Consider the following 13,625-nt stretch of genomic DNA (forward strand, 5'->3'; position numbering starts at 1 on the left):
TATTTTTCTGAACTAGGGTGAAATGAAGCCCTATGGTACACCAATGCCGGGCGCGGTGCGCTTTCGGCTGAAAGCGCAGGCAAAAAATGCCCCTGATGGGCAAGGGTGTGTTATAGAATAGAGTTTTACATCTAGATTACAGGAAGTCGCAGCTACATGAACTGGCTCAACGGTCTGCTTGATTTGCCGTGGTGGGGCAATATTGTCGCCGCCTTGATTCTGACCCACATCACCATCGCTTCCGTCACTATCTTCCTGCATAGGCATCAGGCCCATCGCGCGCTGGATTTGCATCCGCTGCCCAGCCACTTCTTCCGTTTCTGGCTTTGGCTGACCACCGGCATGGTCACCAAGCAGTGGGCGGCCATCCATCGCAAGCACCACGCGCGCTGCGAAAGCCTGGAGGATCCGCATAGCCCGCAAATCCTCGGCATCAAGAAAGTGTTGTGGGAGGGCGCCGAGCTTTACCGCGCCGCCTGCAAAGACCAGTCCATCATGGACAAGTTCGGCCACGGCACGCCGGACGACTGGCTGGAGCGCAATGTTTACAGCAAGCACAACGCCAAGGGCATCGTGCTGATGTTGATCATCGATCTGGCGCTGTTCGGACCCATCGGCCTGTCTATCTGGGCGGTGCAGATGGTGTGGATTCCGTTCTGGGCGGCGGGCGTGATCAACGGACTCGGCCACTATTGGGGCTACCGCAATTTCGAGAACGAGGACGCTTCCACCAATCTGGTGCCCTGGGGCATTCTGGTGGGCGGCGAAGAGCTGCACAACAACCACCACACCTTCGGCACCTCGGCCAAGCTCTCTTACAAGTGGTACGAATTCGACATCGGCTGGATGTATATCCGCATCCTGTCCGTGCTGGGCTTGGCCACGGTGCGCCGCGTGGCGCCGCAACTGGCGCAGGATCCGTCCCGTCCGCAGTTGGACCTGGAGCATCTGCAGGCGATTATTTCCAACCGCTACGCCATTGCCGCCCGTTATGCGCGCGAACTGCGGGCCGAGTATGGCTCCGAACTGGCCCAGCTGAGTTTGCCGGAGCTGCCGAACGCCGATTTCCGCCGCAAGATGAAGGTGTGGCTGAAGCAGGATGCCAAGGACACGCCGGAAGTCGAGCGCGAGCAACTGGCCGAGCTGCTGGCGCAAAGCCAGGTGCTGGCCACCATCTACAATATGCGGCAGGAGCTGACCCGTTTGTGGGAGCGTTCCAATCTCACCCGCGAACAGTTGCTCAAGGAGTTGCAGGACTGGTGCGCGCGGGCGGAAGCCTCCGGCATCGCCGCATTGGAGCGTTTCTCGCGGAGCTTGAGGCAAACCGCTTTGGCGTAATGCTGGCAATTTGATTTTCGACGAGGCCGCATCTTGATCAGGATGCGGCCTTTTGTTTTGCGCCGCGTAGAGGCTGGTGATCTTCAATTAACTTCACACCTAAGGAGCTTTTATGAAACGAGAAGCCGTGAACCTACCAATAGTGAACATGGTGCCGCTTGAGTGGGAGGCGACCGCCTGCACTTCCAGTGGCGCGCAACAGATTATTCCGGCCATCTCTGCAGGGCTGATCGCGCTCTTCCTCGTCTGGTGATCGCTAGCCGGATGGCCGCGGGCATTTCTGTAGCTACTCAATGCCCGCAGGTCCATTCGGTCTTGATAAACCTCAGCCCCGGCTCGCCGGGAATAACATGATGCGACTTAACAGCTATGACACAGACTTTTAGTGACTTTGCGGCCCATCTGAATGGCGATCCGGTGCGGCACCTTGCCGCCCACGAGGAGCGCTTTCGCCAGTTCGCAAGCTCGGTAGATCTGCAAAGTCTGATTGCGTCGGAGCTAGACCGCTGCAAGGCAGACACTCGGTATCCTGCAAAGATTCGCTCTCGCAGTGCTCTGAGGGTCGGGCGAGGTGATTGGTTCGTCGTCGAACTAGTGGTGCTTCAGCTGCCCGAGACCCCTAACCCAATTACTACCGAACTTTCGGACGACATTTACTACTTCCTGAGCACCGCGGAGGTGGAAGTCTACGAACTGTACAACTTCGAGAATATGACCTACTCGGGCAAGGCGCGTGCAGTTCCGGAAGTTAACTATAGCGTGACTGCCGGCCAAACGATCGTAGTGGAAGCTGAACGACGAGTGCTGGCGAGGGCGTGTACTGAATTTTGTGTAAACGGACATTTGGCAGGAAACTGCCACCTAGTCTGGAGACACAATGAGCTCAAAGAAACACGACGTACCTGACACACTACTGGACAGCTTGCTGGCCGACTATCAGAAGCCCGAAGACCTCATCGGTGAGAACGGCCTACTCAAGCAACTGACCAAGCTGCTGGTCGAGAAAGCACTGGATGCTGAGATGGCCGCACACCTCGGCCATAGCAAACACGAGCCGGTGCTCAATCCAGCCGGCAACACCCGGAACGGCAAGAGCCGCAAGACCCTCAAGGGCGAGTTCGGCGAATTGCCTATCGAAGTGCCACGAGACCGCCAGGGTACCTTCGAGCCGCAACTCATTCCCAAGCACCAGACCCGCTGGACCGGCTTCGACGACAAAGTCATCTCGCTTTACGCCCGTGGTATGACTGTTCGGGAAATCCAGGCCCATCTGGAAGAGATGTACGGCACCGAGGTCTCGCCCAGCCTGATCTCCTCCATCACCGATTCCGTCACAGAAGAGGTCAAGGCGTGGCAGGCTCGCCCCCTGGACTCGCTCTATCCGATCATCTACCTCGACTGCATCCACGTGAAAGTACGTGAGGGAGCTGTACGTGTGAAAGCCGTCTATCTCGCCATCGGTATTACCCTGGCTGGAGAGAAGGAGGTTCTGGGGATGTGGCTGGCTCAGACGGAAGGAGCCAAGTTTTGGCTTCAGGTCGTGACCGAGCTGCGTAACCGGGGCGTACAGGACATCTTTATCGCCTGCGTCGATGGTCTGAAGGGTTTCCCGGAAGCGATCGAGGCGGTCTTCCCGAAAGCAGCGGTGCAGTTGTGCATCGTGCACATGGTGCGACACAGCCTGAACTACGTGTCGTGGAAGCGGCGTGCTGAAGTAGCCGCCGACCTGAAGCGAATCTACCAATCGGCCACCCTCGACGAAGCTGAGCAGCGGCTAGGTGAGTTTGAGGCCAAGTGGGATGACGAGTATTTGCCAATTGGTCAGTCCTGGCGGCGCAACTGGGCTCGGTTGACGCCATTCTTCGACTACCCGCCGGAGATCAGGAAAGTGATCTACACCACTAATGCCATCGAGTCGGTGAATATGAGTCTGCGAAAGCTGACCAAGAATCGGGGCTCGTTCCCGAGTGATGAGGCATTGCTGAAACTGTTCTATCTGGCGCTAAGGAACATCAGTCAGAAGTGGACCATGCCGATTCGGGATTGGAAGGCAGCGCTGACTCGCTTTACCATTCAGTTCGAGGAACGCATTCCACAGGCGTAACCCAAACCCCGTTTACACAAAAATTCGGACACGCCCCGATACTGCGAAACAGTTTGGCTGGAAAGGAGTTCGGAGAGCCATATCGACTTCTTCTTGCCGACAGGTTGTTTGATGGGAAGTGGCCCTCCGTGTCTCGGTGGATGGCCAATGTTGAGCAGATGGCTGCGATATTCGCGGATTCGTCGACTTCTAGCACCGCCCTCTTGCGATGTGTTACTGCCGCTGGCCCTATAGCGTTTGAACTGCCGCAGGCCCCTCATAGCTTGGATCAGATTGCAGATCGAGAGCACCGCGTTGCTGCACGATTAGCTAGAGCCGATAATCGATACCAGGCAGTAAGATGTCGCGAATCGCATGGAGAAGGCGACATTCTACTGAAGGATTTGGGTCCTAGCCGGCACGAAGTACGTATTGGCAGCAGCATTGCAACTCTCGATGAATCGTCGGCCAAGCGCTCAATGGCATTTCATCGCGTGGTGAACATCAGCGAGCTGCCGACGATGACTTTGGCCGCTATTCCGATGCTGCAGACTCTGATCGATAAGATTTCCGCACGTCGTGGCCTCCGGATCTCGTCCTCGCTTTTCTGTCACGTTGACCCGATCGGGATCTCACGCCAGTTATTAGCGCTGAAAATCGAGATGACCGCGGAGGTTTCGGACCGGGGAGCATCCCGGCTCTTGGACGGGATATTCGATGAGGTTATGAACGTTAAGCCACTGGAGTTGTCCTCGGCTGCTCTGATGCTCACCGATGCCATCAATCGGGAACCACTAGGGCTGGCATTGGCCGAGGCCAGCCAGCAAGTAGGTGGCAGCGCTGCGGTGCTTCAAGCGTGGCGGGGATTATCGCAATATCACTATGCGGCGGCGGTTGCAGAAGTACAAGATGCCAGCCTGGTCATGCCATTGGCGTGGGATCGAATCGTAAGTGAGGTGGTTAAGTCGCCTACTATCGAGATTACTCCGGCTAATGGCATGAGCGCCTCCGAGATACTGCAAGTTGTGGAGGACAGGCTCGCATCTATCTCGTGGCCAGTTCGTAATGAGAGTCCAATCGCTGAGCTACGTTCCCGGTTGCTTGTCCAGGGGAAATTTCGAGAATCTGCCTTTGTGAGGCGCACAGCGCTCCCGCTTGGTGATTCGTCCGCGTGTGCAGCTATCGTCGCCGCTGAGCGAGAGATTGATCGAGTCTTCGTGCAACCGCTTCTGCGAGATGCTATCGGCTCCTATAGCGCCTTCATCGGCGTCGATATGGCAATGCAAGAGTATCACATTGGCAGTTATCGAACGCCTGAGTTGGGAGGGTTCTTGGTCAGGCCATGGGACGAAGATGCTTGGCAGGAGAGGATATCGGCGATTGATCTGTGCGCCGTCGCAGCCAACAGGAAGAGTCTCGTTGATGCCATCGGGCGAGTCGACGAACGACCGCAATCTTTAGTTCGGGCAATTTACGGACGTCTGACGGGTTCTTCAGCTACGTTTGCACACCTCCAAGATGCGCTCAGAGTCATTGATGACGATATGATCGTTTCCATACTCCGGAGACTTGGCGAGTTTCCTGCATGCAGCGTTGCGGTATTAGGGCGAATGGACCAGACCCCACGTCCCGATAGCACTTGGTCAGTAGTGTCACTCTAGCGTGTCTGCGATGTCGCGGTTGCCAAAGATTGTTGAGTCCGACAGTCTGCAACGTAGACTGCTCAAGAGATTACGCGTCGGAATTGAGCATACCCTATCTTAATGTCAGGCAACCGCAAGCAAGTGGCTTTTCCGTAATCTTCCGTCCATTTCCCTCATCCACCCGCAAGCATTGCGCTTGCGGGTTTTTTATCGTCCCGGGTTTAGTACTGTTTGCTATATAAAAATTTGAATTAATTTTTGTATCTTTTATAGCTTGCGGAAATATAATGTGCTGACTGGAACAAGCAAGGATTTGCGATGACAGTTCTCACTCAAGCCGATCTCTCCGGCGATCTGCCTTATATCCATGGCTTCTCCGCCGCCGAGCAAGCGCGCTTGGTTCGTCAGGCGCGCTTCTCCGAGGCCATGGTTTACCGCGATGTCGATTTCTCCGGCGTTGACCGGCTGCTGGAAGTTGGTTGCGGCGTCGGCGCCCAGACTGAAATCCTGCTGCGCCGCTTTCCGGACGCGCAGATCACCGGCATCGACTTCAGCCAGCGGCAGCTGGCGGTAGCACGGCAACGGCTGCAAGGCAGCCCCTACCATGACAGAGCCAATCTGCTGCATATGGACGCGGAGGATCTGGATTTTCCGCCCGCCAGCTACGATGCCGCCTTCTTGTGCTGGATTCTGGAGCATGTGAATTCGCCCGAGCGCGTGCTGGGCGAAGTGCGGCGGGTGTTGAGGCCGGGCGCCAGGCTGTACGCCACCGAGGCGATGAACGCCACTTTCTTTCTGTCGCCTTATTCCGCGAACCTGCAGCAATACTGGCTGGCATTCAACGACCATCAGCTCGAGGTCGGCGGCGATCCCTTCGTCGGCGCGAAATTGGGCAATATCCTGCAGCGCTTGGGTTTCCGCCATGTGGAAACGCAGGTGAAAACCTGGCATCTGGACAGCCGCGAACCGCATCGCCGCCAACTGGTGCTGGATTACTGGACCGAGTTGTTGCTGTCCGCGGCGGATCAATTGATAGAGGCCGGCCGGGTGGACGCGGCGCTGGTGGAGGCGATGACGCGCGAGCTGCGCCAGTTGCGCGGCAATCCGGAGCTGGTGTTCTTCTACAGCTTCATGCAAGCCAGCGCGGTGGTTTAAAAATGAAGATAAGAGCCGTTGTTATATCGATTCGATAGAAATTTTTTTGCTTTTTATATAACTAAAAATTACTAAAAGTAATTTTAAAATAGCCAGGAGTATTGAAATGAAGGATCATTCGGTTTTGTCGCTGATCGGCAACACGCCGCTGGTGCGGGTCAGCCATCTGGATACCGGCCCGTGCGAACTGTATCTGAAGCTGGAAAGCCACAATCCGGGCGGTTCGATCAAAGACCGGATCGCGCTGACGATGATCGAGGCGGCCGAGCGGGAAGGCAAGCTGAAACCGGGCGGCGCCATCATCGAGGCCACCGCCGGCAACACCGGCCTGGGGCTGGCGCTGGTGGCGTCTCAGAAAGGCTACCCGCTGACGCTGGTGGTGCCGGACAAAATGAGCCGGGAAAAGATTTTGCACCTGCAGGCGCTGGGCGCGAAGGTGGTGCTGACCCGTTCCGACGTCGGCAAGGGCCATCCGGAGTATTACCAGGATCTGGCGGCGAGCATCGCCAGCGAAACGCCTGGCGCGTACTACATCGACCAGTTCAACAACCCGGCCAATCCGCTGGCGCATGAAACCACCACCGGGCCGGAGATCTGGCGCCAGATGAAGCATGAGGTGGACGCGGTGGTGGTGGGGGTGGGCTCCAGCGGCACGTTGACCGGCCTGACCCGCTTCTTCAGCAAGCATGCGCCGGACACCGCCTTTGTGCTGGCCGATCCGGTGGGCTCGGTGATGGCGGACTTTGTCGAAACCGGCAGTTATGGCCAGGCCGGCAGTTGGCTGATCGAGGGCATAGGCGAGGACTTCATTCCGCCGTTGACCGATTTGTCCATGGTGAAGCGCGCCTTCCGCATCAGCGACCAGGAAAGCTTCGACACCGCCCAACAATTGCTGAGCAGCGAAGGCATTCTGGCGGGGTCTTCGTCGGGCGCGCTGCTGGCGGCGGCGCTGCGCTACTGCCGCGAGCAGACCGAACCCAAGCGCGTGGTGACGCTGGTGTGCGACAGCGGCAACAAGTATCTGTCCAAGATGTACAACCGCGATTGGCTGGTCGACCAAGGCATGCTGCGCCTGCCCGAGGTGGGCGGGCTGACCGACCTGATCGTCCGTCGCCATCAGGATGGCAGCACGGTGTCTTGCCATCCGGACGAGCCGCTGAGCGCCGCCTACCAGCGCATGCGCCTGCACGATGTGTCGCAGATGCCGGTGCTGGACGACGACAAGGTGGTGGGCGTGCTGGACGAGTGGGACTTGCTGCTGTCGGTGCACGGCGAGCCGGAGAACTTCCGCCAGGCGGTGAGAAGCGCGATGAGCAGCCAGGTGCAGACCTTGTCGCCGCGCGCCTCCTTGCAGGATTTGCTGCAGGTGTTCAATGACGGGCATATCGCGCTGATCGTCGATCAGGGCCGCTACCTGGGCTTGATCACCCAGTCCGATTTGCTGGCCTTCTGGCGTCGCCAGCCGCGCGGAGCATGATCAAACACTGGATTTAAGCGGCTCGCCTGGAGCGGGCCGGACATAATTATGAAAAGGACAAAGCTATGACTGATTTTCACACACTGGCCGTCACCGCCGGCGCCCATGAAGACGCTTTCGGCGCGGTGATGCCGCCTATCTATGCGACCTCCACGTATCGCCAACACGCGCCGGGCGAGCATACCGGCTATGAGTATTCCCGTTCGCAAAACCCGACGCGTGAAGCGCTGGAGCGCGCGGTGGCCGAGCTGGAGGGCGGTCTGCGCGGCTATGCCTTTGGTTCGGGATTGGCCGCCATCTCCACCGTGCTGGAGCTGCTGCCGGCCGGCAGCCATCTGATCGCGGTGAATGATCTCTACGGCGGCACCTTCCGCCTGTTCGAGAAAGTGCGCAAACTCAGCGCCAATCTGGAAGTGACTTATGTCGCCTCGGCCGATAGCGCCGCGCTGGAAGCCGCCATCCGGCCGAATACCAAGATGATCTGGGTGGAAACGCCGTCCAATCCGCTGAACCAGCTGGTGGATCTGAACGCCGTGGCCGCCATCGCCCGCCGCCACAAGCTGATCGGCGTGGTGGACAACACCTTCGCCTCGCCGGTGAACCAGCGGCCGCTGGATTTCGGCTTCGACATCGTCGTCCACTCCGCCACCAAGTATTTGAACGGCCATTCCGATGTGGTGGCCGGCGTGGCGGTGGTCAGCCGCGAGCAGCTGGAGCTGGCCGAGCAGCTGGCCTTCCTGCACAACGCGGTGGGGGCCATTCTGGACGCCTTCCCCAGCTTCCTGGTGCTGCGCGGCCTGCGCACGCTGGCGCTGCGTGTCGAGCAGCATAACCGCAATGGTCTGGCCATCGCTCGTTGGCTGGAGGCGCAGCCGTGGGTGGAATCGGTGCTGTATCCCGGCCTGGAAAGCCACCCGCAGCACGAACTGGCGCGCAGCCAGATGCAAGGGTATGGCGGCATCGTGTCCTTCTATCTTAAGGGCGATGTGAAGGCTTTCCTGTCCAAGCTCAAACTGTTCGCGCTGGCCGAGAGCCTGGGCGGGGTGGAAAGCCTGGTGTGCCTGCCGGCGGCGATGACGCATGCGTCCATTCCGGCCGAACGCCGCGCCGCTCTGGGCATACACGATAATCTGATCCGCCTGTCGGTGGGCGTGGAAGGCGAGGCGGCGCTGATTGCCGATCTGGCGCAGGCGCAGCGGGACAGCTGATCGCGTTGCCGTTAGAATCGTTGGTAATTACCCACCCAAAACGGAGAACAACATGAGCATTTACCGTCACAAGCAAGGCGCCCGTCTGGCCGAGGCCGTGGTGACCAATGGCCTGGTCTTTCTGGCTGGCCAGGTGCCGGAAAACACCGAGGCCGATGCTCGCGCCCAGACCGAAAACGTATTGGGTCAGATCGACGCCTTGCTGGCGGAACTGGATTCGGATAAGGCCAAGATTGTCGACGTCACGATTTTCCTGGCCAATCTGGCCGATTACGATGCGATGAACGCAGCCTGGGACGCCTGGGTGCCGGCCGGCAACGTGCCCGCCCGCGCCACGGTGGAAGCCAAGCTGGCCAATCCGGCGTGGAAGGTGGAGATCAAGCTGGTCGCCGCGCGCTGAGCCGCTTGGTCAAGGAGAAACCCGCAGCTGTGATGGCTGCGGGTTTTTTTATTGCTTCGGCGGCGGCGGGGGATTGCCGTCTTGCGGCGGATGGTCGGGAATCGCGGCGAGGCGTGCCGGCATCATCGCGCATTTACCGCTCATTTTCTCGCCGCGGGGCGTGGTGAACGACACCGTCTCCCCCGCTTTCTTGCCATTGCAAGCCTGAAACGCCTCGTCCGGCGGCACCCGATTTTGCGGCGGAGGCGCTGCTGAGGCGAAAGCGCTAGTCAGAATGAGAAGGCCGGCGATGCAGGGAAGACGGTCCATCTAAATGTTCCTTTCCTTCGAGAGCGAGGGGCTGCGGCGTGGTTCGGCCATGACAAGTCTGGTCCTGCCCTTTAGTGCAGATGCCGTGTCAGGCAGCATCTGCATTTTATGCCGCAACCCTATGTAATTCATCTTTATTTTCAATAAAAATCAATAACATGGACGCATTTTTGACGATTGCTGACGCAAGGGCACTTCGATATCACTAGGGCATGCGGCGGCTGTCTGCTGCCGCAGAAACTGGCGCTGCACATCCATCTCACATCAGGAGGTTGAAACATGCAGTCGAAATCCGTGATCGTGGCTGCCCTGATCGGCGTGGCGGGATTGACCGCCCAGGCCGTCGACGCGCAGCCCAATATCGAGGCTACGCCGCAATCCTTATCCGTCCAGGCATCAGCGGCCGCCAACGCCGCCCGCAAGGGTTTGGCGGAGTTCTCCAAGCAGGTCCTGTCCAATAAAAACGGCAATTTGCCGGATGGTTTTCCGCTTGATGTCGCCAGCGCGTCTGAGCTGGCTGCCGCGCGGGTGGGCTATGGCTTTCCCGTTTATAGCGTCAACCCTCAAAAGCTGATGGCGGCGGATGCCGATATCAGCCGCCTGATGACGCCTACCGGCAGTTGGCGCTTCATCATCTACTCCGGGAGCAAGCCCATCGGCCTGGTGACGGTGGAGCAGGTGCGCGGCCAGTGGCAGGCCATTGCCTATGGAGCCATCGGCTTGGCGCGCAATGTCGAGGCGCTTCAGACCGCCTATGGCAATGCCGGCCGCAGCAATACCCGTTTTTTGAGGGTTTTCCAGGCGCAGTCGGACTTCTTGGAAGTCATGCCCGAGCAAGGCGGCAAGCCGCAGTTCGCGGCGTTGGCGTCGGCTTATGAGTCCTTATTGCTGAAACGGCAGTCAGGCGAGCCGGTGGCGCCCTTGATGGACGGAGCGGCGCTCATGGAGCCGCTGCGCGCGGCGGTGCGCAGCAATTTGGCCAACTGGCGCTAGGAGGGCGAGGAGATGAAAAAACGATTCTCAGCAGTCATGTTGTCGGCCACCTTGCTGGCGGCGGCTATTCCCGCCGCCGCGGCCAATCTGAGCTTGAAAGTGCCGTTGACGCAGCAGGAGCATAGCCAATGGTGCTGGGCGGGCTCCAGCAAGGCGGTGCTGGCGCTGTATGGCAAGACGCCCAGTCAATGCAACATCGTCAATTGGGCCTTCGGCATCAACTACGCTTGCGGCAATAGCAACTTCAACTGGAACAGCAATGCCAACAGCCCCAACAATATGTTCGGCAGCGCCGGCAGCCTGCAAAACATATTGAGGAATTGGGGAGTGACGAATGTCACGGTCAACGACTATCTCTCCTGGACCCATGTGCAGCAGGATATCCAGGCCAACCGTCCCTTCGTCATCCGCTATGGCTGGACGGGAGGTGGCGGGCACTTCATTGTCGGGCGGGGCTATAGCGATGACAGCGGCAGCTATTTGTATCTGATGAATCCTTGGCCGGGCGAGGGCATGATTTACGCCACCTATCGCAGTGTGGTGTCGGACAACGATCATAACTGGACGCATACCTTGCGGATGAGCGTCAATCCTTGAGCAGAGGGCATGGGAGGGCAGGTGCGGAGGCTGAAATGGCGCACCTGCCATCAGGACCGCTCGGGTCAAAAGTCTCCGGCATAGCGTAAATCGTCCGGGCAGCTGTCGCCGGCTTGGAAAGCCGACACCGCAGAGACCAGCATGCCGGACAGCCCATCCTGCTGCGCGTCTACCGGGATGACATCCAGGCTGCGGGTCCAGGTGAGTTGCCGTTTGGCCAGTTGCCGGGTGGCGGCGATGCCGCGTTCGATGAATTCGTCGTAGCCGTACAGGCCGTCCTGATGCTCCCAGGCCTGGCGATAGCCCACGCAGCGCATGGAGGGCAGATTCAAATGCAGCTCCGGATATTTCGCGCGCAACTGCGTGACTTCGTCCAGAAAGCCTTGTTCCAGCATGATGCGGAAGCGCTGCGCGATGCGCTCATGCAGCCAGGCGCGTTCACGCGGCACCAGCGCCAGCGGCAGGAAACGGAAACTGGCGGCGGCCTCCTTGCCTTGCGCGATCAATTCGGACATGGGTTTGCCGCTGATCAGGCAGACCTCCAGCGCGCGGTGGATGCGTTGCGAGTCGTTGGGGTTCAGCCGCGCGGCGGTGATAGGGTCCAGCGCCGCCAGTTTGGCATGCATCGCCGGCCAGCCCAGTTCGGCGGCTTGGGCGTCCAGTTCGGCGCGCAGGGCCGCGTCGGCTTGCGGCAGATCGGACAAGCCCTCCAGCAGCGCTTTGTAGTACAGCATGGTGCCGCCCACCAGCAGCGGCAGTTTGCCGCGGGCCTGAATGTCGGCGATCAAACGATTGGCATCGGCGTGGAACTGCGCGGCGGAATAGCTTTGCAGGGGACTGATGATGTCGATCAGGTGATGCGGACAGCCGGCCATCTCTTCCTGCGATGGCTTGGCGCTGCCGATGTCCATGTCGCGATAAACCAGCGCGGAGTCGACGCTGATGATCTCAACGGGGAAATGGCGCGCCAGTTCCAGCGCCAGGCCGGTTTTGCCGGAGGCGGTGGGGCCCATCAGAAGAATGGCTTGCGGGGTGTTGCTCATGAATAGGACTCGCTGCGGTTCAGATTCCGATTGTCTCATAGCGGCGGCCGATCTGCGCAAAGGGCTTGACCTCGCCGCATAGCTGGTTACGATGGGAGTATTGGTCTTGGGAGCCGAGAATGAAAATAGAGTCCGCCAGCGAGCAGCATCTTGAGGCTTACCGGGCGTATTTCGACGCCTGCCGCAAGGAGGGGCTGAAGTATTATCAGGATCTGGGCGACGATGCCGATCATTGGCTGCGCCAGCTGGTGCTGCATGCCGAAGGCAAATCGTTGCCGGCAGGCTGGGTGCCTTGTCAAAGCTGGTTTCTGTTGACCGGCGGCGGAGAGATCGTCGGCTCGATCCGTCTGCGTCTGGGCGAAACCGCGGTGATCCAGGACGAGATCGGCCATGTCGGCTATGAAGTGCTGCCGCAATGGCGCGGCCATGGTTTCGGCAAGGTGCTGCTGCAGTATGTCCAGTCCTTGGGCAATGTCCCGGTTTGCGGCAATTGGGTGCTGGTGTGCGACGCGACCAATATCGCCTCCATCCGCACCATAGAGGCTTGCGGCGGGCAGAGACTGGAGGATATGCCGCAGCCGGACGGAACGGTTTTGCGGCGTTTCAGTCTCACTTCCCTGGCTGGGATCATTGAATAGTTTTCCGCGCGGCCAAATATGTGTAGAATCCGCAGCTTCCCGCGCTTAAAACCCGAATTCTCCGGCATCCCGGCTTGATGTCCACCATTACCGACTTAAAATATCTGAAGATCGTGCTGGAAACAGCATTGCTGACCGCTCAGGAACCGCTATCGGTGTCCCAGTTGAAACGGCTGTTCACCGAAGACGTCAAAGCGGCGCTGATCAATGATATTCTGGAAGACATTCAAGGCGATTGGCGCGGAAGAGGCATTGAGCTGATCAAGCTGGCTTCCGGCTGGCGCTTTCGGGCGCGGGCCGAGTTCACGCCGTATTTGAATCGGCTCAATCCGGAAAAACCGCCCCGTTATTCCCGGGCGGTGATGGAAACGTTGGCGATCATCGCCTACAAACAACCTGTGACCCGTGGCGACATAGAAGCGATACGCGGCGTGTCGGTTTCCACCAATGTGATGCAGACCCTGCTGGAGCGGGGCTGGATCGAAGTCATCGGTCACAAGGACGTACCGGGCCGTCCCGGCCTGTACGCCACTACACGCAAATTTCTGGATGATCTGAGCTTCGTCTCGCTGAACGATCTTCCGCCCTTGGCGGAGCTCGGCAGCTTGGTGGTGCCGGATGCCCAAACACAGGACGACAGCCCCCTCGCGGGCGCAGACGATCTCCCCCTCGATGATGAGGCGGACAATTTAGAGCCAGTCGCGGAATAAACCTTCCGCCACTTGCTCCCATGGAAAGAGC

General features: G+C 59.1%; 14 protein-coding genes. 12 read left to right on the plus strand and 2 right to left on the minus strand.

Going from position 1 to position 13,625, the window contains the following annotated elements; translation table 11 throughout:
* Positions 1 to 156 precede the first annotated feature (156 nt).
* From NKT35_RS14295 to NKT35_RS14330, 8 genes are all read left to right on the plus strand, one after another.
* The gene (locus NKT35_RS14295; protein WP_254294042.1) at positions 157 to 1,338 is read left to right on the plus strand and encodes a DesA family fatty acid desaturase; all 1,182 of its coding nucleotides are present in this window, start codon (positions 157 to 159) and stop codon (positions 1,336 to 1,338) included.
* A 112-nt stretch (positions 1,339 to 1,450) separates the two neighbouring features.
* On the plus strand, positions 1,451 to 1,591 hold the full coding sequence (locus tag NKT35_RS14300) for a hypothetical protein (RefSeq protein WP_254294044.1): 141 nt from the start codon (positions 1,451 to 1,453) through the stop codon (positions 1,589 to 1,591).
* A gap of 624 nt (positions 1,592 to 2,215) precedes the next feature.
* Positions 2,216 to 3,442: an IS256 family transposase gene (locus tag NKT35_RS14305; RefSeq protein ID WP_254293804.1), complete on the plus strand. Its 1,227-nt coding sequence runs from the start codon at positions 2,216 to 2,218 to the stop codon at positions 3,440 to 3,442.
* A 263-nt stretch (positions 3,443 to 3,705) separates the two neighbouring features.
* Complete coding sequence (locus NKT35_RS14310) at positions 3,706 to 5,082, plus strand: hypothetical protein (RefSeq protein ID WP_254294046.1); 1,377 nt, start codon at positions 3,706 to 3,708, stop codon at positions 5,080 to 5,082.
* A 300-nt stretch (positions 5,083 to 5,382) separates the two neighbouring features.
* Positions 5,383 to 6,219 (plus strand): class I SAM-dependent methyltransferase, encoded by an 837-nt coding sequence (locus NKT35_RS14315; RefSeq protein ID WP_254294048.1) that lies wholly within the window; start codon positions 5,383 to 5,385, stop codon positions 6,217 to 6,219.
* 106 nt (positions 6,220 to 6,325) lie between these two features.
* Positions 6,326 to 7,696, plus strand: a complete 1,371-nt coding sequence (locus NKT35_RS14320) for a pyridoxal-phosphate dependent enzyme (protein ID WP_254294050.1) — start codon at positions 6,326 to 6,328, stop codon at positions 7,694 to 7,696.
* A 65-nt stretch (positions 7,697 to 7,761) separates the two neighbouring features.
* Positions 7,762 to 8,904: a trans-sulfuration enzyme family protein gene (locus tag NKT35_RS14325; RefSeq protein WP_254294052.1), complete on the plus strand. Its 1,143-nt coding sequence runs from the start codon at positions 7,762 to 7,764 to the stop codon at positions 8,902 to 8,904.
* A 52-nt stretch (positions 8,905 to 8,956) separates the two neighbouring features.
* Positions 8,957 to 9,304: a RidA family protein gene (locus tag NKT35_RS14330; RefSeq protein ID WP_254294054.1), complete on the plus strand. Its 348-nt coding sequence runs from the start codon at positions 8,957 to 8,959 to the stop codon at positions 9,302 to 9,304.
* Between the two features lie 48 nt (positions 9,305 to 9,352).
* Here the strand turns inward: NKT35_RS14330 and NKT35_RS14335 are convergent, their stop codons facing one another.
* Positions 9,353 to 9,613 (minus strand): hypothetical protein, encoded by a 261-nt coding sequence (locus tag NKT35_RS14335; protein ID WP_254294055.1) that lies wholly within the window; start codon positions 9,611 to 9,613, stop codon positions 9,353 to 9,355.
* Between the two features lie 279 nt (positions 9,614 to 9,892).
* Between NKT35_RS14335 and NKT35_RS14340 the strand changes: the two genes are divergently transcribed.
* Together NKT35_RS14340 and NKT35_RS14345 are read left to right on the plus strand one after the other, a co-directional pair.
* Positions 9,893 to 10,606 (plus strand): hypothetical protein, encoded by a 714-nt coding sequence (locus tag NKT35_RS14340; RefSeq protein WP_254294057.1) that lies wholly within the window; start codon positions 9,893 to 9,895, stop codon positions 10,604 to 10,606.
* A gap of 12 nt (positions 10,607 to 10,618) precedes the next feature.
* Positions 10,619 to 11,203, plus strand: coding sequence for a C39 family peptidase (locus NKT35_RS14345; RefSeq protein ID WP_254294059.1), 585 nt, complete (start codon positions 10,619 to 10,621; stop codon positions 11,201 to 11,203).
* Between the two features lie 65 nt (positions 11,204 to 11,268).
* Here NKT35_RS14345 and miaA read toward each other — a convergent pair whose 3' ends face one another.
* Positions 11,269 to 12,246 (minus strand): tRNA (adenosine(37)-N6)-dimethylallyltransferase MiaA, encoded by a 978-nt coding sequence (gene miaA / locus NKT35_RS14350; protein ID WP_254294092.1) that lies wholly within the window; start codon positions 12,244 to 12,246, stop codon positions 11,269 to 11,271.
* Positions 12,247 to 12,365: 119 nt separating this feature from the next.
* Here miaA and NKT35_RS14355 point away from each other — a divergent pair, with 119 nt between their 5' ends.
* Both NKT35_RS14355 and scpB read left to right on the plus strand, forming a co-directional pair.
* On the plus strand, positions 12,366 to 12,884 hold the full coding sequence (locus tag NKT35_RS14355) for a GNAT family N-acetyltransferase (protein ID WP_254294094.1): 519 nt from the start codon (positions 12,366 to 12,368) through the stop codon (positions 12,882 to 12,884).
* Positions 12,885 to 12,961: 77 nt separating this feature from the next.
* Positions 12,962 to 13,594: an SMC-Scp complex subunit ScpB gene (scpB, locus tag NKT35_RS14360; RefSeq protein WP_254294096.1), complete on the plus strand. Its 633-nt coding sequence runs from the start codon at positions 12,962 to 12,964 to the stop codon at positions 13,592 to 13,594.
* Positions 13,595 to 13,625: the final 31 nt, after the last annotated feature.

It is taken from the genome of Chromobacterium sp. IIBBL 290-4 (assembly GCF_024207115.1).
GTDB lineage: Bacteria > Pseudomonadota > Gammaproteobacteria > Burkholderiales > Chromobacteriaceae > Chromobacterium.